We start from the raw sequence: 22,151 nt of genomic DNA, 5'->3' as shown, positions 1-22,151 counted from the left end.
GCCAGGCACACGCGCTTGGAGAGGGCTGCCCCGCCCGGCAGCGAAACAGCAGCCCGCCAGCCAGGTTGCACGCGCGCCCTGCCCTCGCGCGCCCCTCCAGGCTGCGCTGTGCAGCAGCACGGCCCTCGCCAAAGGCGAGCAGCCATGCCCTTGGCATGTGTCGCATGCGCCGCACGCGCTGCGTGCCTGGCGTTCCTCGCGCGCCTTGCCTGCTACAGGTCGCGCCGGATCAGTGCGCCCTTGAACAGCACCGGCCCCGTGGGCCCGGTCTGGCTGGGCACACCGCCCTTGGGTTCCAGGCTGATGGCCAGGGCAGGCACGCCCTGGACCTCGGCAGCCGCGGCGGTCAGCTTGACCAGCTTGTCGCGTCCCAGCACGCCCAGCGACTGCGGCCCGCCCTGGGGCGGCAGGGCCCAAAGCTGCAGCGATTTGTCCGCGGCTTCGTGGAAGTCGCCCACGCGCTGCAGCACCAGGGTGTTCTTGCCGGGGTCGAAGGTCACGAGCATGGAGGCATCGGCCTTGTCGTCGGCCAGCACGGCCACGTACTGGATCTGGGGCGCGGCCTGCAGCGCAGCCTGGGTGGCCTGCAGCTGGTTGTTCAGCACGGCCAGCTGGCGCTCGCCGCTTTGGCGCAGGTCCTGGTGCGACCACAGCCCCAGGGCCACGGCCGCCACGGTGGCGCAGGCGCCCAGCACGGCAGCGCCGCGCCACCAGGCCAGGGCGCGGCCCACGGCGGATTCCGTGCGCCGGGCCATGCCAGGCGCATCGTCGGCGCGCCGCCGGTGCGCCTGGGCGGCGCGGGCCTTTTCGGCCTGCAGCAGGTTGTCGATACGGACCCAGACCGCATCGTCGGGGCGTACGGGGGCCTGCATTTCGGACAGGGCCGACCAGCGGCCCTGCCACAGCAAGGCGGCGGCGCGCACCGGGGCCTGGTCACGGGCCAGTTGCTCGAAGCGGCGGCGTGCCGCGCCCCGCAGCGTGCCCAGGGCGTAAGCGGCGGCCAGCCGGTCCAGCAGTTCGGGGTGTCGGGAAATATTCATGGCAAGTCCTTTGGCCGCTCAGAGCATGTCAACTGCTTCACGCATGGCGTGACAGGCAGCGGCGCAGCTGCTCCAGGCCGCGCCGTATCCAGGTCTTGACCGTGCCCAGCGGCAGTTGCAGCTGGCCCGCCAGCTCGCCATGGCTGAGGTCGCGCAGATAGGCCAGGCTGACCACCTCGCGCTGGCGACCTTCCAGCCGCTCCAGGCACTGGTACAGCGCCACGGCCTGTTCGCTGGCCTCGGCCAGTTGCAGCGGGCCCTGGCTTTCATCGTCCCCGCCGCCATGGGCCGCCAGTTGCGCCTCGTCGAACTCTTCGTTCAGGTGCAGGCGTTCGGCGCGGCGCCGGCGCAGAAAGTCCAGGGCCCGGCTGCGCACCACCAGGCCCATCCAGGCCAGCGGCGGGCTCAGCGTGCCCCGGTAGCCCGAGGCGCTGCGCCAGATGTGCAGGTAGCTGTCCTGCAGCACGTCTTCGGCCCAGTCCTTGTGTCGAAGAATGCGCAACGCCAGCCCGTACAGCCGGGACGAGGTGGCCTCGTACAGGCTGCGGAGCGCGGGCTCGTCCTGCGCTGCGATGCGGTCCAGAAGGTCCATCAGCTCTTGGTCGGTTGGTGTGGTGCCCATGCACGCATTGTGGGCGAGCGGGCGGCCCCGTGGCCCGCACTGTTGCGTGGCCGCCCGGGGGGCTTGTTCTGTCTTTCGATCGGATTCAAGGGGCATATCGGTGCTCTGACGGTGCTCTGCCGGGGGTCTGCAGAAGGTCTGGCAGGCGTCTCCCTGCTTGCACCGGCCCTCCGTGAGCAATACGCAGCGCATTGCGAACCGGATGCGGATAAATTTTTTTCCATTCAGGTGAATCCAGCCGCTGCCTTGCTGCGTATTCCCTGTGTCGCGCCCCGGACAGCGGTTCAAGGCGACATCCCTCAACCCATCGACCTGGAGAACCTCATGAGCTACATCCTCCCCCTCGGCCTGGCCACCATGGCCGCACTGTCCCTTGGCGCCTGCTCCTCCATGGACATGGGCAAGAGCCATTCCCAGTCCGACCTGCCGGCCGCCGTGCAGGTGCCAGCAGGCCACAAGGTTGCCATGGAGACGGTGGGCATAGGCCAGATCACCTATGAATGCCGCGCCAAGAAGGACCAGGCGATGGAGCAGGAATGGGCCTTTGTAGGACCCGATGCGCGCCTGACGGACCGCCAGGGCCGCGTCATCGGCCGCTACTTCGGCCCGCCAGCCACCTGGGCGCACCAGGACGGCTCCAAGGTCACGGCCACCCAGGTCGCGGTGGCGCCGTCCGGCGCGGGCAACATCCCCCTGCAACTGGTCAAGGCCGAGCCCGCCACCGGCATGGGCGCCATGCAGGGCGTGACCTATATCCAGCGCGTGGCCACGCGCGGCGGCGTGGCCCCTGCCATGGCCTGCAACAGCTCCACGCTGGGCCAGAAGCAGGTCGTGCAGTACCAGGCCGACTACATCATCTGGAAGGCCGCCTGACGCGGCCCGGCCCCCTACGGCCTGTCGCCCCTGGCCCCGAAGGCCGAGGGTGGCATGCCGAACTGGCGCCTGAAGGCCAGCGAATAGGCGCTGTGGCTTTCATAGCCGGCCTCCAGCGCCACCTGCACGATGGGCCTTCCGGCCAGCAGCGCCTGCATGGAAGACAGCAGCCGTGCGCGCTGTCGCCAGCGGCCAAAACTCATTCCCGTGGCCTGCAGGAAGTGGCGGTGGAAGGTCTTCTCGCCCATGGCCAGCCGTGCGGCCCAATCACCGGCTGTGGCAGTTGCGGCGCCTGTCGCGGCTGTGGCGGCAAGGCCATCCGCCCCGTCTCCCTCGGCCAGCGCATGGCAGACAGCGGCCATGCGCGCATCCTGCGGCCAGGGCAGGTGAAACGGCACCACGGGCGGCTGGCGCAGCTCCTGCAGCAATAGCTCGACCACCATGGATTCGCGCCGCCCCGGCGGCGCCGATGCAGGCCAGCGCGCCACCTCGCTGATGAGCTCGCGCAGCAGGGGAGAGACCTCGATCACGCAGTCCGTACCCGGCAGGTCTGCAGCAGCCTGCGCATCGACGAACAGGCTGCGCACCTGTACCGCGCCGCGCATGCGCAGGCCGTGGGGCACGCCCGAGCGCAGCCAGACGCCGCGCGTGGGCGGCACCACCCAGCGCCCGCTGCCCGCGCGCACCTCCAGCACCCCCTGCACGGCGTAGAGCAGCTGACAGCATTCGTGGGAGTGTTCCTCCACCTCCAGCCCGGCCGGATAGTCGGCGGCCACGCCCGTGACCGGCAGCGGTGCGGCGGCCTGCAGCTCGGGCAGCCCGGCATGGCTGCAGGGAATGGCGGCTGCCGAAGCCGAGGCATGGGTCGTGCGCATTTTGTCCAGATCCATATAGAAAATGAGAAATTCTATAAAGACAGACAGGCACCCTGCCCGCAAACTGGCACCCGTTCCCTGTGATTCACCGCCATCGCACCATGCACTGCCTGCCCTCGCCTCCCCTGCTATCCCTGGCCCATGGCCGGGGTCCGGGCGCCTGCGCAGGCGCCGCATTTCGCACCGACTCTCCCTGATCCCGGCCTGGCGCAGCTTCCCCACACCGGGAAGCCAGGAGAGCGGGGCCGCCGGCCGATCCGGTGGCTGCAAACCCCAGCGTTTCCTGCGAGGCCCGCATGCTGAAGAATCCCGCGTCCAGATACCTTCCCTTCCCCGCCATCGACCTGCCCGAGCGCCAATGGCCCTCACGCCAGCTGAGCCAGGCGCCCGTGTGGCTGTCCACCGACCTGCGTGATGGCAACCAGGCCCTGTTCGAGCCCATGAACCGCGAGCGCAAGCTGCGCCTGTTCCACGAACTGGTGCGCATAGGCTTCAAGGAGATCGAGGTGGGCTTTCCCTCGGCCTCGCAGACCGACTACGGCATCGTGCGCCACCTGATCGACAACGGGCTGATCCCCGGCGACGTGACGCCCATGGTCATCACCCAGCTGCGCGAGGACCTGATCCGCGCCACGGTGGACAGCGTGGCCGGAGCGCGGCGCGCCATCGTGCACTTCTACAACGCCATTGCCCCGGCCTGGCGCGAGATCGTCTTCGGCATGGAGGTGGACGAGATCATCGCCATGGTGGAGCAGCACATCGCCCTGCTGCGCGAACTGACCGATGCCCACCCCGAGACCGAATGGGTGCTGCAGTACTCGCCCGAGACCTTCTGCATGGCCGAGCTCGACGTGTCGCTGGCCGTGTGCAACGCAGCCATCCGCGCCTGGGATGCAGGCCCCGCGCGGCCCATGATCATCAACCTGCCGACCACGGTGGAGGTGAGCACGGCCAATGTCTTCGCCGACCAGATCGAGTGGATGCACCGCCGCCTGGAACGGCGCGAGCACATCGTGCTGTCCGTGCACCCGCACAACGACCGGGGCACGGGCGTGGCCTGCGCCGAGCAGGCGCTGCTGGCCGGGGCCCAGCGCGTGGAAGGCTGCCTGTTCGGCAACGGCGAGCGCAGCGGCAACCTCGATGTGGTGACGCTGGCGCTGAACCTGTACACGCAGGGCATCGCGCCGGGACTGGACTTCTCGGACATCGCCGCCGTGGCGCGCATTGCGGAGGAATGCACGGCCCTGCCCATCCACCCGCGCCACCCCTATGTGGGCGACCTGGTGTTCACGGCGTTCTCGGGCTCGCACCAGGACGCCATCGCCAAGGGCTTTGCGGCGCAGCGGCCCGATGCGCCCTGGCGCGTTCCCTACCTGCCCATCGACCCGCAGGACCTGGGCCGCACCTATGACAGCATCGTTCGCGTCAACAGCCAGTCGGGCAAGGGCGGCATTGCCTTTTTGCTGCAGCGCGACCATGGCGTGACCATGCCGCGCCGCATGCAGGTGGAGTTCAGCGCCGTGGTGCAAAAACAGGCGGACGCCTGCGAGGCCGAGCTGGCCAGCGACGACCTGTGGAAGCTGTTCGAGGCGACCTACCTCGCACCCAGGCAGCTTCCCTGGCACTACCGCAGCCACCACCTGTTCGACAGCGCCCAGGGCCAGGGCATTGCGCTGGAAGTGGTCCGGCCAGACGGCCTTCGGCTGCAGCTGTATGGCGAAGGCAGCGGCCCCATCGATGCCGTGGCAGCCGCCATCGGCCAGCACCTGGGCGTGGCGCTGCGCATTGACCACTACGAAGAGCGCAGCCTGGGCCAGGGCGCCGGGGCCACGGCGCTGGCCATCGTCGAGGCCGCCCTGCCCGGCGTGGCGGGCACGCGCTTCGGTGCGGGGCGCCATGCCAACATCGTGACCGCGTCCATCCTGGCCGTGCTGCATGCGGCGGGCCGGCTGGTGGCGGCGCAGCCGGAAAGCCGGCGCGTACCTGCCCAAGCCTGAGGCGCAGCCTGAAAGTAAAAAAGGACCGCCGAGGCGGTCCTTTTCTCGTGCAGCTTTTGCCGGTTCAGCGCACGGCGCCCGGGTAGGTTCCGGGCAGCAGGATGCTGCGGTCCACGGTATCGATCTGCGTATGGCCGCAGAAGGCCATCGTGGTCTCCAGCTCCTTCTGGATGATCTGCAGTGCACGCGTCACGCCGTCCTGGCCGTAGGCGCCCAGGCCGTAGAGGAAGCTGCGGCCGATCATCGTGCCCTGGGCGCCCAGGGCACGCGCCTTGAGCACGTCCTGGCCGCTGCGGATGCCGCCGTCCATCCAGACCTCGATGTCCTTGCCCGCCGCCTCGGCAATGCCGGGCAGCGCCTCGATGGACGAGGGTGCGCCGTCGAGCTGGCGGCCGCCGTGGTTGCTGACGATGAGCGCATCGGCGCCGCTGTCGGCCGCCAGTCGCGCGTCCTCGGCATCCATGACGCCCTTGAGGATGAGCTTGCCGCCCCAGAGCTTCTTGATGCGCTCCACATCGCCCCAGTTCAGGCTGGGGTCGAATTGGCTGGCGGTCCACGACGACAGCGAACTCATGTCGGCCACGCCATCCACATGGCCGACGATGTTGCCGAAGGTGCGGCGCTTGGTGCCCAGCATGCCCAGGCACCAGTGCGGCTTGGTCGCCAGGTTGGCCAGGTTGCGCAGCGTGGGCTTCGGTGGCGTGGACAGGCCGTTCTTGATGTCCTTGTGGCGCTGGCCCAGGATCTGCAGGTCCAGCGTCAGCACCAGGGCCGAGCAGTTGGCGGCACGGGCACGCTCGATCAGGCGCTCCATGAACCGGCGGTCGCGCATCACATAGAGCTGGAACCAGAACGGATGGCGCCCCGTGTGCTCGGCAATGTCCTCGATGGAGCAGATGCTCATGGTGGACAGCGTGAACGGAATGCCGAAGGCCTGGGCCGCGCGCGCGCCCAGGATCTCGCCATCGGCATGCTGCATGCCGGTCAGGCCCGTGGGCGCAATGGCCACGGGCATGGCCACCTGCTGGCCGATCATGGTGGTGCGCGTGCTGCGCCCCTCCATGTTCACGGCCACGCGCTGGCGCAGCTTGATCTTCTGGAAGTCGTCCTCGTTGGCGCGGTAGGTGCCCTGGGTATAGGAGCCCGAGTCGGCGTAGTCATAGAACATGCGCGGCACGCGGCGCTGGGCCACGACGCGCAGGTCTTCGATGCAGGTGATTTTGGAAAGATCGGTGGACACGTTTTCTAGCCTTCTGGAACCCGCATGCCGCGGGACTGCCGAGCATGGTAGTGCGCAGGGCGCATTCCAGTCACCCGTTCGGGTTTGAAGTGATTTGTGCACCGATTGAAATTTTCTCTCGCCCCGCCCAACCGAGGGCTAACGCTAGTGTGCCAACCAGCCATGAGAGCGACGATGCGCCCCGCACAACATCCTAAAAACTCTTCAGGAGACGCTTCTATGGTTTGGCAGCAGGTCTACGACCCTCTTTCCAACATGTGGCTGTCCACACTGCTCGCGGCCATCCCGGTCGTGGTGATGCTGGTGGGATTGGGCTTTTTGCACATGAAGGCCCACCTGGCGGCCGGCGCCGGGCTGATTGCGGCGCTGGTGATCGCGGTCTTCGTCTACAACATGCCGGCAGGCATGGCCGGGCGCGCGGCGCTGTTCGGCGGCTTCACGGGCCTGCTGCCCATCGGCTGGATCGTCCTGAACATCATCTTCCTGCACCAGCTGACCGAGAAGAACGGCAGCTTCAAGATCCTGCAGGACTCCATTGCCGGCATCACCGAGGACAGGCGCATACAGCTGCTGCTGATCGCCTTCGCCTTCGGCGCCTTCTTCGAGGGCGCGGCCGGCTTCGGCACGCCCGTGGCCGTGACCGCGGCCATCCTGATCGGCCTGGGCTTTTCGCCGCTGGCCGCCTCGGGCCTGTCGCTGATCGCCAATACCGCGCCCGTGGCCTTCGGCGCGCTGGGCACGCCGGTGATCACGCTGGCCAAGGTGCACGGCTACGACCTGATGGAGGTCACGGCCATGGTCGGCCGCCAGCTGCCATTCTTCTCGGTGCTGGTGCCGTTCTGGCTGATCTGGGCCTTTGCCGGGCGCAAGGCCATGATGGAGATCTGGCCCATCATTTTGGTGACCGGCGTGTCCTTCGCCATTCCGCAGTACCTGGTGTCCAACTTCATCGGCCCCGAGCTGGTGGACATCATCGCGGCCATCGTCTCCATGGTCTGCACGGTGGGCTTCCTGCGCATGTGGCAGCCCAGGACCATCTGGCGCTCGACCTCGCTCAAGGGCCATGAGAACAGCGGCGGCGAAGCCCAGGCGCCCCGCGCCGTGACCCAGCACCCGCGCGCCGACGTGATCCGCGCCTGGACGCCCTGGGCCATCCTCACGGTCTTCGTCTTCATCTGGGGCCTGCCCTCGGTCAAGGCCGCGCTCAACGGCCTGTTCGCGCCCGCCTTTCCCATGGAAGGCCTGCACAACCTGATCGAGAAGGTGCCGCCCGTCGTGCGCCAGCCCACCAAGGAAGGCGCCATCTACACGCTGAACCTGCTGTCGGCCACGGGCACGGGCATCCTGCTGTCGGCCATCGTGGGCGGCCTGGTCATGAAGTACAACCCCGTGCAGCTGGTCAGCCAGTTCGTGCGCACCCTCTGGCTGGTGCGCTATTCGCTGATCACCATCGTGCTGATGCTGGCCCTGGGCACGCTGACGCGCTATTCGGGCACGGACACCACGCTGGGCCTGGCCTTCGCCAACACGGGCGTGTTCTACCCCTTCTTCGGCACCCTGATGGGCTGGCTGGGCGTGGCGCTGACGGGTTCGGACACGGCATCGAACGTGCTGTTCGGCGGCATGCAGAAGGTGGCGGCCGAGCAGCTGGGCCTGTCGCCCAACCTCATGGGCGCGGCCAACAGCTCGGGCGGGGTGATGGGCAAGATGATCGATGCGCAGTCCATCGTCGTCGCCTCCACAGCCACGCGCTGGTTCAACCATGAGGGCGACATCCTGCGCTACGTGTTCTTCCACTCCGTCGCCCTGGCCTGCCTGATGGGCATCTTCGTGACGCTGCAGGCCTATGTCTGGCCGTTCCGCCTGATGGTCAATTGAGCCCTGCGCATCTGCGCCAGGCCCCAGCCGCCCGCATGCACCGGGCGGCTTTTTTACGCCAGGGGAACGCATCGCTGCATCAACAGATGCGCAGCCGCATTTATGGTTGTACCATGCAACCATATTCAAACCCTGCACGGCCCCAAGGAGCACCCATGCCGCAGCACGATCTTTCCCTGGTGGATGGCATCCGCGCCGCCTCGCGCCTGATGGTGCGCGAGCTGGGCTTCATGCAGGCCACGCTGGCGGCCACGGACTATCCGCCCTCGGCCGTGCATGCCATCCTGGAGATCGGCGCACAGGGGCACATGGCGGCCTCGCAGCTGGCCCAGGCGCTGGGCCTGGAGAAATCCAGCGTCAGCCGCATGGTGCGCAAGCTGGTGGAGGCGGGCGAGCTGAAGGAAGCCGCCGATGGCGAGGACGGCCGCGTCAAGCAGCTGGCCCTGACCGCCAAGGGCCGGCACACGCTGGCCGCCATCGAGGCCTTCGGGCGCCAGCAGGTGACGGCGGCGCTGGACCGCATGCAGGCGCCGCAGCAGCAGGCCGTCGCCCAAGGGCTGGCCCTGTACGCCCGGGCGCTGCAGGCGCACCGGCAGGAGGAGCCCCAGCCCCAGCCCCAGCCCCAGCCCGTACCCGCGCAGATACAGGTCCTGCCCGGATACCGGCCCGGCTGCCTGGGCCGCATCGTGGACATGCATGCGCGCTTCTATGCGCGCCACGCAGGTTTCGGCGTCTTCTTCGAAAGCCGCGTGGCCAGCGGCCTGGCCGAGTTCGCGGGCCGGCTGGACAAGCCCTGCAACCAGCTGTGGACGGCGCTGGACGGCGACCGCATCGTGGGCTCCGTGGCCATCGATGGAGAGGACCTTGGCAAGCACCCCGAGGACCGCCAGGCGCATCTGCGCTGGTTCATCCTGGAAGACGGCCTGCGCGGCGCCGGCACGGGGCGCCAGCTGCTGCAGCAGGCCCTGGCGTTCTGCGACCAGCAGGCCTTCGAGGCCACCCAGCTGTGGACCTTCCGGGGCCTGGATGCAGCACGCCGGCTCTACGAATCGTCAGGCTTCACCCTGGCCGAGGAATGGCCGGGCCAGCAATGGGGCGAGACCGTGATCGAGCAGCGCTTCGTGCGGCCACGCCCTGCCGTGGCGGCATGGGCAGGCGAGGCCCCCTGAGTCAGGAGCCCTGCTCGCCCGCCACCAGCACGAAGGCAATGCGCGCAGGCCGGCCCGAGCGGTTGGCCCAGGCATGGTTGGTGCCGCGCTGTATGAGCACGTCACCGGCGCGCAGCACGGTTTCCTGGCGGTCCAGGATGGCGACCAGCTCGCCCTCCAGCATCAGCGCGTAGTCCACGGTATCCGTGCGGTGCATGCCCGGATGCTCGCCGGGCTGCACGTTGCGGTGGGCGTCGCCGTACATGCGTGTAAAGGTGGCATGCAGGGCGCGCGCCAGCTCCTGCGGATCGGCAGGTTCGGGCGGAATGTCCAGGATGCGCAGCACCGTGCCATAGGGCGGCGGTGCCACGCCCTGGTGGATGGCAATGGTGTCGGGCGCATTGATCTGCGCGGGTGAGGCATCGGTGCGCCACAGGTTGGTGATGCGGTAGCCGGGGCGTTCCTCGACCAGGCGCACGGCGGGCGAGGCGCCGTCCTCGGCAATGAAGGAGCGGCCCTGTGCGTCGTTGGCCGTGATCACGCGGCGGATGGGGGGCAGGCTGGAATCGGTCATGGATGGAGAGATGGCGGAAAGGAGGTCACTGCGCATGGCGTTCGGCCGCTGCGCCCTGTTTGCGGAATTCGTCGTGGATGCGCCGGTCCCACTGGCGGCGATCCTGGTGGAAGACCACCTGGTCGCCGCGCTGTGCCACCTGCCTGACGGCATCGGACCGCGCGGCGGCGGCGCAGGCGGCGTCCAGCCGGCCCAGCACCGCCTCGGGCACGCCACGCGGCACGAACAGGCCCGCAAACGATTCCTCCTGCACCGCCATGCCCAGCTCCTTGAAGGTAGGCACCTCGGGGAAGGCCGGGTGGCGGCGCTCCGAGGCCACGGCCAGCAGGCGCAGCTTTCCCGCGCGTATCTGGGGCGCAGCCGAGGCCGCGATGCTGCTGACGAAGTCCAGCCGCCCGGCCAGCAATTCCTGTATCGAGCCGGCATCGCCCTTGTAGGGCACATGCACGAGCTTGAGGCCCTGGTCGCGCTCCAGCTGGTCCATGGCCAGGAAGGGCGCCGAGTTCGGTCCCGGCGATCCGTAGCTCAGCGAGCCTTTTTTCGCCGCAGCCACCAGCTCGCCTATCGTCTTGAAAGGGCTGTCTGCGCGCACGCTGACGCCCAGGATGTTCTCCGTCACGCCGCACAGCGGCTGCACGCTGTCGGGCCCCAGCTTCAGGCCCTTGACGTAGTGGGGCTGCACGGTGATGGGGGTCATGGGCGTGAAGGCCAGCGTCAGCCCGTCGGCCGGCGCCTGGGCCAGCACATTCATGCCGATCACGCCCGAGCCCCCGTCGCGCGAGACCACGACCACGCTCTGGCCCAGCTGCTTGCGGAACTCCTCTGCCAACGTACGTGCCATCACATCGGTGGAGCTGCCCGCCGCCCAGGGGTTGATGAGGGTCAGCGGCCGCGACGGGAACGGCTCCTGCGCGGTGGCCAGGGTGCAGCCCAGCGCCATCAGGGCGCCGAGCCACTTGCGGGTGGTCATGCTGTGTCTCCTTGTCGTTGTGTGATGGCTGCGCATGTTAATTCAGTCAGTCGACTGAATCAATCCATGCCACCACCATGCCATGGTTTGGTGCGGCAATGGCCTGGCGCTGTCTATGATCCGCAGCCATGATGTCCAGCACCGATGACACCGCAGCCGAGGAACCCCGCGCCCAGGCCCGCGAACGCCTTCTGCAAGCCGCCGAGCAGCTGTTTGCGCGCCATGGCTACGCGGGCACGTCGCTGCGCGCCGTCATGGCGCTGGCCGAGGTGGACACGGGCGCCATCCACTACCACTTCCGCAACAAGCTAGGCCTGCTCAAGGCCTTGTTCGAGCAGCGCGTGATGGCCGTCAACGGACAGCGCCATGCGCTGCTGCAAAGGCTGGAGCAGCAGTCGCCGCAGCCCGCCGTGGAGGACATTCTTCGGGCCTTCATCGCCCCTGCGCTGCGCGCCGCCCACAGCGAGGGCGAGGCCGACTTCAACCGCGTCACGGCCCTGTGCTCGGTCGATCCCGACCAGGCAGTCAGGGAAGTGGTGTTTGCCGCCTACGACGAGGCTGCCAAGCGCTTTGCGGCCCTGCTGCGCCAGGCTCTGCCGCAGCTGTCGCAGCACGATTTCCAGTGGCGCCTGGAATGCATGTACGGCGCCATGATGTACATCCGTTCCGACAACGGCCGAGTCAGCCGCATGCTGGGCGGCGGCCACCGCGCCGACCCCGTGGAGCATGTGATCGACGAGCTGGTGGCCTTCACTGCGGCGGGCTTCCGCGCGGCGGGCATCCGCGCGGCGCAATGATCACTGCCAGCGCCTGATCAGCGCCCGCCCGCGCGCGAAGCCACCACGCCGGCGCCGCGCACCTCCACCTGCACGCTGTCCAGCACCTGCCCCTTGGCATCGACCAGCTCCAGCCGGTGGCGGCCGGGCCAGGGCATCCAGGCGGCGGCTGCACCCCGGCCGATCTCCTTGGGCGGCGGCTCGGCCGCGCCGGGCGGGGCGGCGCTGACCATGCGCCAGCGCAGGCTGGCGTCCTGCCATTCCTGCGTGGCGGCCGTGCCCGAGGGCCGGGCCGACAGCTGCACGCGCTGGCGGTCCGGCGGAATGTCGGGGTCCAGCGCGAGGATGGTGCCGTTGGCCGGGCGCGCAATGCGCACGGGCGAGGCTGCCGAAGTCCCGCGTGTTGATGCGGATGCGGCAGGCAGGCCGCTGCCCGCCATGGCGAACAGGCTCTGCTGCGTGCCCGCCACGAACCACTCGCTGCGCGCGCTCTCCAGCGGCAGGCCCGAGGCATCGGGGCCGAAGCGCACCGCCTGCTGCAGCACGCCCGCCGGCGCCTTGGGCGCGCGGCTGGGTGTGCGGGCATGCAGGAAACCCATCACCGCGGCCCAGACAGGTGCCGCGCCGCTGGTGCCGCTGACCGAGTGCATGGCCTCGCCGCGCGCATTGCCCACCCACACGCCCACGGTGTAGCGCTGCGACCAGCCCACGGCCCAGTTGTCGCGCATGTCCTTGCTGGTGCCGGTCTTGACGGCCGACCAGAAGCGCGTGGCCAGCACGCTGTCCGTGCCGAAGGTGGGCGCGCGCGCCATGGGATCGGACAGGATGTCGCCCACGATGAAGGCCGCGCGTGCGTCGATGGCCTGCACGGGCGCAGCCGACTTTTGCGCTGCGGACCCCGCGCCCGTGGGCTGCGCCGCCCAGCGCACGGGCGTCAGTTGCCCGCCGTTGGCCAGGGCGCGGTAGGCGTTGGTGAGCTGCAGCAGCGGCACCTCGGCGCTGCCCAGCGCCAGGCTGAAGCCGTGGTAGCCGCCGCTTTCGCGCAGCGGCAGGCCCAGGCGCTGCAGCTGCGAGAAGAAGGCATCGGGCGTGACCATGACCAGGGTGCGCACGGCCGGCACGTTGAGCGACGACGCCAGCGCAGTGCGCGCCGAGACCCAGCCCTTGAAGCGCCGGTCATAGTTCTGCGGGATGTAGAGCCCGTTCTGCGTGGGAATGTGGGCCGATGAATCCTCGATCAGCGAGGCCGCCGTCAGCCGCCGCTCGGCAATCGCCTGGGCATAGAGAAAGGGCTTGAGCGTGGAGCCGGGCTGGCGCATGGCCGTGACGCCGTCCACCTCGGCCGCCTGGCTCAATTCGCCCGACGAGCCCACCCAGGCCAGCACCTCGCCCGTGGCGTTGTCCAGCACGACGATGGCGCCGTCCTCCACGTTGCGGCCCTGCAGCTCGCGCAATTGCTGCTGCAGGCTTTGCACGGCAAAGCGCTGCACGGGCGCGCTCAGCGTGGAGCGTACGCGGGCCTGGCCCCTGGACTGCGGCTCGGCCAGCAGGCGGCGCGCCAGATGCGGGGCCTGGCCTTCGCTGGCCGCCCACTGCCGGCGCAGCAGCACGCTGGCGGTGAGCAATTCCATGGCCGTGCAATCGCGCGCCGCCGCGTCCTCGGGCGCCAGCGACTGCAGCACGCCGCAGGCGCGCCGGCCCACGCGCTCGGGCGAGGCGTTGGGGGCGCGCACCAGGGCGGCGGCAATGGCGGCCTCGCGCGCGTCCAGCCCGTGCGCGGCCTTGCCGAACAGGGTGCGCGACAGCGCATCGATGCCCACGATCTCGCCCCGGAAGGGCACCAGGTTCAGGTAGGCCTCCAGGATCTGGTCCTTGCGCCAGCGCCGGTCCAGCACCTGGGCCGAGACGGTCTGGCCCAGTTTCTGCACCACGCTGCGCCCGCCCGGACCCTGGCGCCAGTCGCCGTCCAGCAGGCCAGCCAGCTGCATGGTGATGGTGCTGGCGCCGCGCGTGCGCTGGTTCCAGAGGTTGCCCCAGGCGGCGGCGGACACGGCCGCCCAGTCCACGCCGCTGTGTTCGTAGAAGCGCTTGTCCTCGCTGACGACCAGAGCCGTGCGCAGCGCGGGCGAGATGTCGGCCAGGGCCACCCAGTCGCCACGGCGCACGCTGGCGTCGGTGCGCTGGCGCTGAAGCACCTCACCCTCGCGCGAGAGCAGTTCGGTCTCGGAGGAGCGGTGGCCTTCGCGGACCTCGGAAAAGCTGGGCAGCGCCTGGGCGGCACCTGCCGCCGCGAACAGCAGCGCGGCCGCCAGGGCCGCGCGGGGAAGGCGCATGAAGGGAGAAGGTCGCCGGGATTCGATCATGGAGCCGGCATTGTCCGCCTTTGCACCCGCAGCTCAGGAAGAATGGCGTATGCCCTTCTTGAGCTTGAAGGACAGCAGCACCATGAGCACGCCGAAGATCACCGCATAGGTGGCCAGCACCCAGAGCATGGCCATCATGCCCGCGCCCGGCTGGGCCAGCACGAAGGCGCCGAACAGCACGGACAGCACGCCGCCCAGGATCAGCAGCCACTCGCCCGTGATCTCCTTGCGCAGCCGCACGGCGGCCACGATCTGCAGCAGGCCCGTGACCAGGGCCCAGGCGCCGATGTACAGCGTCATCACCAGCGCCGTGACGCCGGGCGCGACCACGGTGAGCACGCCCACCACCACGCCGGCCAGGCCCCACAGCAGCAGCACCCACCAATGGCGCATCTGGTCGCGCCCCTGGATGGCCGAATACACGCCCAGCAGGCCGTCGACAAAGGTGAAGGCGCCGAAGGTCAGCACCAGCGCCGCCAGCGATACCGCCGGCTGCACCCAGGTCAGCACGCCGAAGGCGATGGCGACCAGGCCGCGCAGCAGCAGCACCCACCAGGTGCGGTGAAGAATCGTGGACAGCGGATTGGGGCTCATGGATGCTCCTTCAAGACAGTCCCCATGACCTTGGAGCAGGGCCGCGTCACTGTCTGTAGGTCAAGGCCGGCTTGGCGGCGGACCCTGACCTGGATCAATCCAGCTGCAGCAGCACGGGCTGGTGGTCCGAGAGCCTTGTGTCGCTGTCCACGGCCCAGCCACGCACATGGCCGCGCAGGCTGTCGCTGACCCAGGCGAAATCGCAGGCGCCGGGCTCGGGGCCCCACTGGCGGTCGAACAATCGGAAGGTGGGCGGCTGGGGCTGGTCCGGGTGCAGCACGCTCCAGCTGTTGTGCCACTGGCCGGCGCTCAGGGCGCCTTGCTCGCCGGCCGCCCAGGGGGCGGACAGGCCGGCGTATTCGTCCTCGTGCGGCTCGAAGTTGAAGTCGCCGCAGAGCACGGCATGCGGCGTGTGCGGCTTGGTCTGCTGGGGCGAGCCGTCGCTGGCGGGCTGGGGCGGCGCCTCGGCCTGGCCCAGGGCCTCGATCTGCAGGGAACGCAGCGCCAGCGCCTGGGCCATGCGCTGGCGGCGCGAGAAATATTCGAGGTGGGTGCTCATCACCCGCACGGGGCCCAGCGCGGCATCCATCACCGTGGCCGCCGTGCAGCAGCGCGGCATGCTGCGCACGCCGCCGTCGTGCGGATACGGCAGACGGTGGTGGGCCAGCTGCAGCACCGGCAGCCGCGTGGCCACCAGGTTGCCAAAGCGCTGCCGGCCCACGGCCGTGAACTCGTCCACGGCGGCGCCGAAGAAGAGCTTCCAGCCTTCGGGCAGGGCCTGGCGGATCTGCTCCACCTGGTCGCCGGGCGCGCCCTGCAGGCCGGGATAGTGGATGGCGATTTCCTGCAGGCACAGCACGTCGATATCGGCCATGGACAGCGCATGCGCCACGATGCGCGCGGGGTCCACGCGGCCGTCCAGGCCCAGGCACCATTGGGTGTTCCAGGTGAGGATCTGCATCATGCGGGCAGCGGCTCGCGCAGCTGGAACAGGTTGCCTTCGGGGTCCATGGCGTTGCAGACGCGAAAGCCCGGCCCCTGCCAGGACTGCTCCCACAGCTGGCCGCCATGGGCGATGACCAGAGGGCGCACGGCCGCGAAGCTGGTCACGGTGGCAAAGAACTTGAGGGCCACGTTCTCGCGCGGCTGGGGTGGCTCGGTGATGGTGATGTGCCGCGCAATCGCCTCGGGAATGGCGTGCAGCACCAGTTGCAGGTCCGGCGACTGCAGCACCATGAGTTCGCTCGTGTGGTGCAGCATGCGCATGGCCAGCACCTCCATGTAGAACAGCGCCAGCCGGTCAGGCTGCTTGGCGTAGATGAACAGACCTGCGGATGCGGGACCGGACATGGTGGACCTCGGGGTGAAAGGCTGGGACAAGGAACTTTAGCACCGCCCTCACTTGATCCCCGCACGCATGAAGCTCTGCACGAACTGGCGCTGGAACAGCACGAAGGCCACCAGCAGCGGGCCCGAGCTCATCAGCGTGGCGGCCGTGATGGTGGCCCATTCCACGCCCGACTCCACGCTGGAGAACACCTGCAGCCCCACCGTGAGCGGGCGCGCCTGCACGCTGTTGGTGATGATCAGCGGCCACAGGAAGTTGTTCCAGTGAAAGCTCACCGACACCAGCGCGAACGCCAGGTACACGGGCCGCGCCAGCGGCACGTAGACGCGCCACAGGATCTGCAGGGTGCTGGCGCCCTCCACCCGCGCGGCCTCGTCCAGTTCCCGGGGAATGCCCAGGAAGGTCTGGCGCAGCAAAAAGATCGCAAAGGCCGATGCGAAGTACGGCAGGCCGATGCCCAGCAGCGTATCGACGGCACCCAGGCGCGACAGGGTCTGGTAGTTCGCCACCAGCAGGATGTCCGGCATGATCATCAGCTGCACCAGCACCAGGGCAAAGGCCAGGCCCTGGCCGCGAAAGCGGTAGCGCGCAAAGGCATAGGCGGCCAGCGTGCCCAGCACCAGCTGGGCCGCCAAAATCATGACCACCAGCACGGCCGTGTTCAGGAAATAGCGCGCAAAGGGCGCGGCCTGCCAGGCACGGCGAAAGTTCTCCAGCGTCCAGGGCGCGGCCAGGTCGAAGCGTGCCGAGTATTCGGGCGGATGGAAGGCCGTCCAGAACGCATAGGCCAGCGGCAGTATCCACAGCAGGGCCAGCAGCCAGGCGGCCAGCGTATCCAGCCAGGTGGCGCCGTACAGCGCGGGCGGCGCATGGCGCGGGGCAATGGGTGCGGCGCTCATTGGTAGTGCACCTTCTTGTCGAGCACGAAGAACTGCAGAAGCGCCACGGCCGCCAGCACGGCGACCAGCACCACGGTGATGGCGGCCGCATAGCCCGTGTCCCAGAATTTGAAGCCCACCTCGTAGAGGTGGTAGAGCAGCAGCGTGGAGGCGTTGTCCGGCCCGCCGCGCGTGAGGATGAAGAGATGGTCCACCAGGCGGAAGGCATTGATCACCGCATTGACCAGCACGAACAGCGTGGTCGGCATCAGCAGCGGCCACTGCACGCGGCGCAGGAAGTACCAGCGCGAGGCCCCCTCGATGGCCGCCGCCTCCTTGAGGCTGGGGTTGAGGGTCTGCAGCGCGGCCAGGTAGAAGATCATGAAAAAGCCCGCCTCCTTCCACACCGCCACCACGGTCACGCAGGCCAGCGCCGTGGACGGGTCGCCCAGCCAGTTGTGCGCGGGAAGGCCCAGTGCGCCGCGCAGCTGCTCCAGCAGCCCGTACTGCGGCGTGTAGAAGAACAGCCAGATGTTGGCCACGGCAATCATGGGCAGCACCGTGGGCGTGAAATACGCCATGCGCACGAAGGCGCGGCCGGCCAGCCTCTCGTTGACCCACAGCGCCATGGCCAGCGCCAGCGCCATGGACAGCGGAATCGTGGCCGCCGCAAACCACAGGTTGTTGCGCACGGCCTGCCAGAACACCGGGTCGTCGGCCATGACGGCGTAGTTCTCCAACCCCACCCACGGCCCCGGCTGGCCGCCGCGCGGCGTGGCATGCAGGCTGTCGATCAGCGTGGCCACGGCCGGCCAGTGCGTGAAGGCCACCAGCAGCACCAGCGCCGGCAGCAGCATCAGCCAGGCATGGACGGCCTGGCGGCCGCGGACAAGGGAGGCGGGAGCGGAGCTCATGCGGTCAGCGGCACTGCGCCATCACTTGTAGCGGCGCAGGATGCGGTCTGCTTCCTTTTGCGCATCCTGCAGGGCCTGGGCCGAGGTCTTGCTGCCGTTGAGGGCGGCCTGCACGGCGTCGTTGAGCACCTTGGTCACGCGCTGGTTCTCATGCGTGGAGAACTCGGCCACCGATACCGGCAGCTGGTCGCGCGCCACCAGGGCCTGCGGGAAGTCCTGGCCGTACTTCTTGAGCGCGGGCGTGTCATAGGCGGCGGGCGAGACGGCCACGTAGCCGCTGTCCATGCTCCACTGCGCGGCCAGCGGGGGCTGGGTGACCCACTTCATGAACTGGAAGGCCGCCTCCTGCTGCTCCCGGGGTGCCTTCTTGAACAGGTAGAAGTTGCCGCCGCCCGTGGGCGAGCCCTTGCGCACATTGCCTGCGATCTGGCCCACGCCGAAGTCGAATTTGGCATTGGCTCGGATATTGGTCAGGTTGCCCGTGGTGGTGACGATGATGGCGGCCTTCTTTTCCATGAAGTCCTTGGGCGTCGTGCCCCACTCCACCACGCCGGCCGGGTGCACGCCTTCCTTGACCAGGCCCACCCAGAAGTCCAGCGCCTCCACTACCTTGGGGCTGTCCAGCGTGACCTGGGTGCCGGCCTCGTTGGCCAGCAGCACGTCATTGGGCGTGGTCAGCGTCTGCAGCATCCAGTAGGCAAAGCCCGTGGACGGGATCTGGATGCCGTACTGCACGACCTTGCCGCCGGCGTCCTTCTTCGTCAGCCTGTGCGCGGCTTCCTTGAGTTCCTTCCAGTTCTGCGGCGCCTTGTTCGGGTCCAGGCCGGCTTCCTTGAAGGCTTCCTTGTTGTAGTACATGACCACGGTGGAACGCTGGAAGGGCACGCCCCAGGTCTTGCCGCCCGCCTGGCTGTTGGCCATGAAGGCCGGGTAGAAGCCCTTGAGCCAGGCCCGGTCGGCATCGGTCTTCACGAAGTCGTCGATGGGGGCGATGGCGTCCTCGTCGATCAGCGTGAACATGTCGGTGGACAGCAGCACCGAGGCGGCCGGCGGCTTGCCCGACTTGTGGGCCGTCAGCGCCTTGACGATGGTCTCCTGGTAGGTGCCCGCATAGACGGGCGTGATCCGGTACTGCGGATGGGCCTTGTTGAACTCGGCCGCATAGCCGTCGATCACCTTGGTGATGGGGCCGCCCACGGCCACGGGGTAGTAGAACGGCACCTCCAGCGGCGTCTGCGCGCTGGCGGTGTTCAGCAGGCCCGTGGCGGCCACGGCGGCAGCGGCTGCAAGGGTTTTGAGGAAGGCATGGCGTTGCATGGCGGACTCTCCTGGAAGGTGCTTCGGGTGCGAAAGCCGGAACGGCTGAAACGGCTGAAACGGTGGATTGGCGAAGGAATTGGGGGCCGGTGCCTCGGCATCAGGCCGTGCAGCGCCGCCCCTTTTCGTCAAAGAAATGCGTGGCCTCGCGCGCCCAGCGCAGGCCCACGAGCTGGCCCGGCTGCAGGCCGCCGAGCTGGCTGCCAGCGGTGCGCACCATCAGTTGTTCGCTGCCCACGCGGCAGCGCAGCACCAGGTCGGCGCCCAGGTATTCGAGGCTTTCGATGTCGGCAGCGACCACGGGGCCGCTGCCGACATCGCCATGGAGCGACAGGCGCATGTCCTCGGGCCTGACGCCCAGCCAGCGCGCCTGGGCCGGCTGCTGCAGGCCGGCGGGCGCGGCGCTGGCATGGCTGCCCGCGATGTGCAGGCCATCGAGGCGCGCGATGTTCATGGCCGGCGTGCCGATGAAGCGCGCGGCAAAGGTGGTGGCGGGCCGGCTGTAGATCTCCTGGGGCGCGGCGCACTGCTCCACGCGCCCCTGGCTGAGCAGCACCACCTGGTCGGCCATGCCCATGGCCTCGGCCTGGTCGTGCGTGACATAGACCACGGTCAGGCCCAGGCGCCGCTGCAGCTGGCGCAGCTCGGTGCGCATTTCCTGGCGCAGCTGGGCGTCGAGGTTGGACAGCGGCTCATCCATCAGGCAGACCCGGGCGCGGGCCACCAGGGCGCGGCCCAGCGCCACGCGCTGCTGCTGGCCGCCCGACAGCTGGCCGGGCCTGCGTGCCAGCAGCGCGTCCAGGCCCAGCAGCGCGGCGGCCTCGTCGATGCGCCGGCACGCCTCGGCCGCCGGGACCTTGCGCACGGACAGGCCGAAGCCGATGTTCTGCGCCACCGTCAGGTGCGGGAACAGCGCGTAGTTCTGGAACACCATGGCAATGCCGCGCCGAGCGGGCGGCAGTTGGGTGACGTCCTGCCCATCGATGCGCACGCGGCCCGAGGTGGCGCTTTCCAGGCCCGCGATGATGCGCAGCGTGGTGGACTTGCCGCAGCCCGAGGGACCGAGCAGCACGCAAAAGGATCCGGGTTCAATGCGCAGATCCAGGGCCTGCAGTGCCGTGGTGCCACCCCAGGACTTGGCGACACCTTCCATCTCGATCAAGGACATCACGCCAGTCTAGGAAGGCTGTGTGACAGGCCCGTGTCGCGCCACCGGACTGGCGGCTCAGGCGGCTCGGGCAGTTCAGGCAGCAGGGTGCCGTCTGTGCCAGTCCGTGGCCTGCTGGAACGCCCAGCCCGCGCGCACCAGCAGGTCTTCGCGGAAGTCGGGGGCCACGAACTGGAAGGCCACAGGCGCGCCCTCAGGCGTCCGTCCGCCGGGCAGCGTGATCGTGGGGCTGCCCGTGAGGTCGAAGGGGCAGGTGTAGCGCAGCATGCCCGAGAACAGCTCGGCATCGGAGCCGAAATGCGCCATGCGTTGCAGCGTGGGGGCCGCAAAGGCCGTGGCGGGGACCAGCAGCAGGTCCACCTGCGCGAAGAGTGCACGCACCCGGCCCGTGAAGTCCGCGCGGCGCAGCAGCAGCCGCTGGTAGTCGGTGGCGGACAGGCCCAGCCCCAGGTCGATCAGCCCGGCGAGCCCGGGGCCATAGGCCTCGCGCCGTGCAGGGAAAGTGGCGCCGTGCGCCACGGCGGTCTCCACCGCGCACAGCGCCGGCCAGTCCTGCACCGCCTGGGTGGCATCGGGAAAGCGGATCTCCTGCACGCTGGCACCCAGGCGCTGCGCCACCGCCAGGGCCTGCTCCACCGCCTGGCGGGAGGGGGCATCCACGCCGTCCAGTGCCCATTGCCGGTCCATGCCCAGGCGCAGGCCGGAGAATCCGCGCGTCATCATGGCCAGATAGTCGGGCACGCTGCACTGGCTGGCCGTAGGGTCCAGCGGGTCCGCCCCGGCGATGGCCGCGAGCATGGCTGCGGCATCGGCGGCACTGCGCGCCATCGGGCCTATGTGGTCCAGGGACGCGGCCAATTCGAAGGCGCCGTGGCGGCTCACCCTGCCCCAGGTGGGCTTGAGCCCCGTGATGCCGTTGGCGGCCGATGGAAAGCGGATGGAACCCCCGGTGTCCGTGCCCAGCGATCCGAAGCACAGCCCCGCCGCCGTGGCCACGCCCGAGCCGCTGGACGAGGCCCCGGGCCACAGCTGGGCGCCCCAGGGGTTGACGGGGGCAGTGATCTCGGGATGGTGGTCGGCGAAGGCGCCTTCGGTCTGCTGCAGCTTGCCCAGGATGACGGCGCCAGCCTCGCGCAGCCTGCGCACCACGGTGGCATCTTCCGTGGGGCGATGGTCGCGGTGCAGCGTCATTCCATGCGTGGTGGGGACGCCCCGGGTCCACAGCAGGTCCTTGAGCGCCAGCGGCACGCCGTGCAGCGCACCACGGCGGCGGCCCTGCGCGAACTCCGCGTCGGCGCGGCGGGCGTCCTCCAGCGCCTGCTGCGCCATCACCGTCACGTAGCTGTGCAGCCGCGCGTCCACGGCCTCGATGCGCGCCAGCATGTGGCGGGTCACCTCTTCCGAGGAAATGCGGCGGGACTGGATCTCGCGCCCCACCTCCAGCAGTTCGAGATGGTGCAGTTCGCTGTCGTTCATGGCATGTCTCCCGGCGCCCGGCTCCGGGGCGCCACCGTTGTTGCACTGGAAAAGCCGCACGGGACGCACGGCAGCCCCATGCTAGGGAGCCTGCAGCCCC

Annotated in this window: 20 protein-coding genes; 5 read left to right on the top strand and 15 right to left on the bottom strand. The window is 69.2% G+C overall.

The annotated features are described in order from the left end of the window. Positions 1-212: 212 nt before the first annotated feature. The gene (locus tag ACFPFG_RS25640; protein ID WP_183019877.1) at positions 213-1,040 is read right to left on the bottom strand and encodes an anti-sigma factor; all 828 of its coding nucleotides are present in this window, start codon (positions 1,038-1,040) and stop codon (positions 213-215) included. 37 nt (positions 1,041-1,077) lie between these two features. Beyond that, complete coding sequence (locus tag ACFPFG_RS25635) at positions 1,078-1,662, bottom strand: RNA polymerase sigma factor (protein WP_012207088.1); 585 nt, start codon at positions 1,660-1,662, stop codon at positions 1,078-1,080. A 324-nt stretch (positions 1,663-1,986) separates the two neighbouring features. Here ACFPFG_RS25635 and ACFPFG_RS25630 point away from each other — a divergent pair, with 324 nt between their 5' ends. After that, the gene (locus ACFPFG_RS25630) at positions 1,987-2,535 is read left to right on the top strand and encodes a DUF3455 domain-containing protein (RefSeq protein ID WP_183019878.1); all 549 of its coding nucleotides are present in this window, start codon (positions 1,987-1,989) and stop codon (positions 2,533-2,535) included. Positions 2,536-2,549: 14 nt separating this feature from the next. Here the strand turns inward: ACFPFG_RS25630 and ACFPFG_RS25625 are convergent, their stop codons facing one another. Then, positions 2,550-3,410, bottom strand: a complete 861-nt coding sequence (locus ACFPFG_RS25625) for an AraC family transcriptional regulator (RefSeq protein WP_197955368.1) — start codon at positions 3,408-3,410, stop codon at positions 2,550-2,552. A 296-nt stretch (positions 3,411-3,706) separates the two neighbouring features. On the opposite strand from ACFPFG_RS25625, the gene ACFPFG_RS25620 reads away from it, so the two are divergent. After that, on the top strand, positions 3,707-5,407 hold the full coding sequence (locus ACFPFG_RS25620) for a 2-isopropylmalate synthase (RefSeq protein WP_380108782.1): 1,701 nt from the start codon (positions 3,707-3,709) through the stop codon (positions 5,405-5,407). Between the two features lie 64 nt (positions 5,408-5,471). Here ACFPFG_RS25620 and ACFPFG_RS25615 read toward each other — a convergent pair whose 3' ends face one another. Continuing rightward, positions 5,472-6,647 carry an alpha-hydroxy acid oxidase gene (locus ACFPFG_RS25615; protein ID WP_183019881.1) on the bottom strand — a complete coding sequence of 392 codons (1,176 nt, stop codon included), beginning with the start codon at positions 6,645-6,647 and terminating at the stop codon, positions 5,472-5,474. Between the two features lie 219 nt (positions 6,648-6,866). On the opposite strand from ACFPFG_RS25615, the gene ACFPFG_RS25610 reads away from it, so the two are divergent. Next, positions 6,867-8,525 (top strand): L-lactate permease, encoded by a 1,659-nt coding sequence (locus ACFPFG_RS25610; protein WP_183019882.1) that lies wholly within the window; start codon positions 6,867-6,869, stop codon positions 8,523-8,525. 155 nt (positions 8,526-8,680) lie between these two features. Further along, a complete protein-coding gene (locus ACFPFG_RS25605; protein WP_380108777.1) occupies positions 8,681-9,694 on the top strand; it encodes a bifunctional helix-turn-helix transcriptional regulator/GNAT family N-acetyltransferase in 1,014 nt (337 codons plus the stop codon). 1 nt (position 9,695) lies between these two features. On the opposite strand, the gene ACFPFG_RS25600 is transcribed toward ACFPFG_RS25605, so the two are convergent. Next, a complete protein-coding gene (locus ACFPFG_RS25600; RefSeq protein ID WP_012207095.1) occupies positions 9,696-10,247 on the bottom strand; it encodes a cupin domain-containing protein in 552 nt (183 codons plus the stop codon). Between the two features lie 25 nt (positions 10,248-10,272). After that, complete coding sequence (locus ACFPFG_RS25595; RefSeq protein ID WP_012207096.1) at positions 10,273-11,217, bottom strand: tripartite tricarboxylate transporter substrate binding protein; 945 nt, start codon at positions 11,215-11,217, stop codon at positions 10,273-10,275. A 128-nt stretch (positions 11,218-11,345) separates the two neighbouring features. On the opposite strand from ACFPFG_RS25595, the gene ACFPFG_RS25590 reads away from it, so the two are divergent. Next, the gene (locus tag ACFPFG_RS25590; protein ID WP_183019884.1) at positions 11,346-12,014 is read left to right on the top strand and encodes a TetR/AcrR family transcriptional regulator; all 669 of its coding nucleotides are present in this window, start codon (positions 11,346-11,348) and stop codon (positions 12,012-12,014) included. Between the two features lie 17 nt (positions 12,015-12,031). Here the strand turns inward: ACFPFG_RS25590 and pbpC are convergent, their stop codons facing one another. The 9 genes from pbpC to ACFPFG_RS25545 form a co-directional block, all read right to left on the bottom strand. Then, positions 12,032-14,356 (bottom strand): penicillin-binding protein 1C, encoded by a 2,325-nt coding sequence (pbpC, locus tag ACFPFG_RS25585; RefSeq protein ID WP_197955361.1) that lies wholly within the window; start codon positions 14,354-14,356, stop codon positions 12,032-12,034. Between the two features lie 33 nt (positions 14,357-14,389). Continuing rightward, positions 14,390-14,950, bottom strand: coding sequence for an HdeD family acid-resistance protein (locus ACFPFG_RS25580; RefSeq protein WP_197955360.1), 561 nt, complete (start codon positions 14,948-14,950; stop codon positions 14,390-14,392). A gap of 94 nt (positions 14,951-15,044) precedes the next feature. Beyond that, positions 15,045-15,914 carry an endonuclease/exonuclease/phosphatase family protein gene (locus ACFPFG_RS25575; RefSeq protein WP_197955359.1) on the bottom strand — a complete coding sequence of 290 codons (870 nt, stop codon included), beginning with the start codon at positions 15,912-15,914 and terminating at the stop codon, positions 15,045-15,047. Next, positions 15,911-16,300, bottom strand: coding sequence for a VOC family protein (locus ACFPFG_RS25570; protein WP_012207101.1), 390 nt, complete (start codon positions 16,298-16,300; stop codon positions 15,911-15,913). Before ACFPFG_RS25570 ends, ACFPFG_RS25575 begins: the two co-directional genes overlap by 4 nt. Positions 16,301-16,348: 48 nt before the next feature. Continuing rightward, entirely contained in the window at positions 16,349-17,197 is an 849-nt protein-coding gene (locus ACFPFG_RS25565) for a carbohydrate ABC transporter permease (protein WP_012207102.1), read from the bottom strand. Beyond that, complete coding sequence (locus tag ACFPFG_RS25560; protein WP_183019889.1) at positions 17,194-18,090, bottom strand: carbohydrate ABC transporter permease; 897 nt, start codon at positions 18,088-18,090, stop codon at positions 17,194-17,196. The genes ACFPFG_RS25565 and ACFPFG_RS25560 overlap by 4 nt, the downstream gene beginning before the upstream one ends. A gap of 21 nt (positions 18,091-18,111) precedes the next feature. Beyond that, positions 18,112-19,407 carry an ABC transporter substrate-binding protein gene (locus ACFPFG_RS25555; RefSeq protein WP_380108772.1) on the bottom strand — a complete coding sequence of 432 codons (1,296 nt, stop codon included), beginning with the start codon at positions 19,405-19,407 and terminating at the stop codon, positions 18,112-18,114. Positions 19,408-19,507: 100 nt separating this feature from the next. Beyond that, positions 19,508-20,575, bottom strand: a complete 1,068-nt coding sequence (locus tag ACFPFG_RS25550) for an ABC transporter ATP-binding protein (RefSeq protein ID WP_374617942.1) — start codon at positions 20,573-20,575, stop codon at positions 19,508-19,510. 75 nt (positions 20,576-20,650) lie between these two features. Beyond that, the gene (locus tag ACFPFG_RS25545; protein WP_380108770.1) at positions 20,651-22,051 is read right to left on the bottom strand and encodes an amidase; all 1,401 of its coding nucleotides are present in this window, start codon (positions 22,049-22,051) and stop codon (positions 20,651-20,653) included. Positions 22,052-22,151 lie beyond the last annotated feature (100 nt).

It is taken from the genome of Delftia deserti, assembly GCF_042653485.1.
GTDB classification, from domain to species: domain Bacteria; phylum Pseudomonadota; class Gammaproteobacteria; order Burkholderiales; family Burkholderiaceae_C; genus Comamonas; species Comamonas acidovorans.
The sequence above is the reverse complement of the archived record's forward strand: the minus strand, read 5'-3'. Positions and strand labels throughout refer to the sequence as shown.

Bases quoted from the DNA above. Each gene is read 5' to 3' on its own strand.
- ACFPFG_RS25640 (WP_183019877.1), bottom strand. From the start codon at position 1,040: ATGAATATTTCCCGACACCCCGAACTGCTGGACCGGCTGGCCGCCGCT.
- ACFPFG_RS25635 (WP_012207088.1), bottom strand. From the start codon at position 1,662: ATGGGCACCACACCAACCGACCAAGAGCTGATGGACCTTCTGGACCGC.
- ACFPFG_RS25630 (WP_183019878.1), top strand. From the start codon at position 1,987: ATGAGCTACATCCTCCCCCTCGGCCTGGCCACCATGGCCGCACTGTCC.
- ACFPFG_RS25625 (WP_197955368.1), bottom strand. From the start codon at position 3,410: ATGCGCACGACCCATGCCTCGGCTTCGGCAGCCGCCATTCCCTGCAGC.
- ACFPFG_RS25620 (WP_380108782.1), top strand. From the start codon at position 3,707: ATGCTGAAGAATCCCGCGTCCAGATACCTTCCCTTCCCCGCCATCGAC.
- ACFPFG_RS25610 (WP_183019882.1), top strand. From the start codon at position 6,867: ATGGTTTGGCAGCAGGTCTACGACCCTCTTTCCAACATGTGGCTGTCC.
- ACFPFG_RS25605 (WP_380108777.1), top strand. From the start codon at position 8,681: ATGCCGCAGCACGATCTTTCCCTGGTGGATGGCATCCGCGCCGCCTCG.
- ACFPFG_RS25600 (WP_012207095.1), bottom strand. From the start codon at position 10,247: ATGACCGATTCCAGCCTGCCCCCCATCCGCCGCGTGATCACGGCCAAC.
- ACFPFG_RS25595 (WP_012207096.1), bottom strand. From the start codon at position 11,217: ATGACCACCCGCAAGTGGCTCGGCGCCCTGATGGCGCTGGGCTGCACC.
- ACFPFG_RS25590 (WP_183019884.1), top strand. From the start codon at position 11,346: ATGATGTCCAGCACCGATGACACCGCAGCCGAGGAACCCCGCGCCCAG.
- pbpC (WP_197955361.1), bottom strand. From the start codon at position 14,356: ATGATCGAATCCCGGCGACCTTCTCCCTTCATGCGCCTTCCCCGCGCG.
- ACFPFG_RS25580 (WP_197955360.1), bottom strand. From the start codon at position 14,950: ATGAGCCCCAATCCGCTGTCCACGATTCTTCACCGCACCTGGTGGGTG.
- ACFPFG_RS25575 (WP_197955359.1), bottom strand. From the start codon at position 15,914: ATGATGCAGATCCTCACCTGGAACACCCAATGGTGCCTGGGCCTGGAC.
- ACFPFG_RS25570 (WP_012207101.1), bottom strand. From the start codon at position 16,300: ATGTCCGGTCCCGCATCCGCAGGTCTGTTCATCTACGCCAAGCAGCCT.
- ACFPFG_RS25565 (WP_012207102.1), bottom strand. From the start codon at position 17,197: ATGAGCGCCGCACCCATTGCCCCGCGCCATGCGCCGCCCGCGCTGTAC.
- ACFPFG_RS25560 (WP_183019889.1), bottom strand. From the start codon at position 18,090: ATGAGCTCCGCTCCCGCCTCCCTTGTCCGCGGCCGCCAGGCCGTCCAT.
- ACFPFG_RS25555 (WP_380108772.1), bottom strand. From the start codon at position 19,407: ATGCAACGCCATGCCTTCCTCAAAACCCTTGCAGCCGCTGCCGCCGTG.
- ACFPFG_RS25550 (WP_374617942.1), bottom strand. From the start codon at position 20,575: ATGTCCTTGATCGAGATGGAAGGTGTCGCCAAGTCCTGGGGTGGCACC.
- ACFPFG_RS25545 (WP_380108770.1), bottom strand. From the start codon at position 22,051: ATGAACGACAGCGAACTGCACCATCTCGAACTGCTGGAGGTGGGGCGC.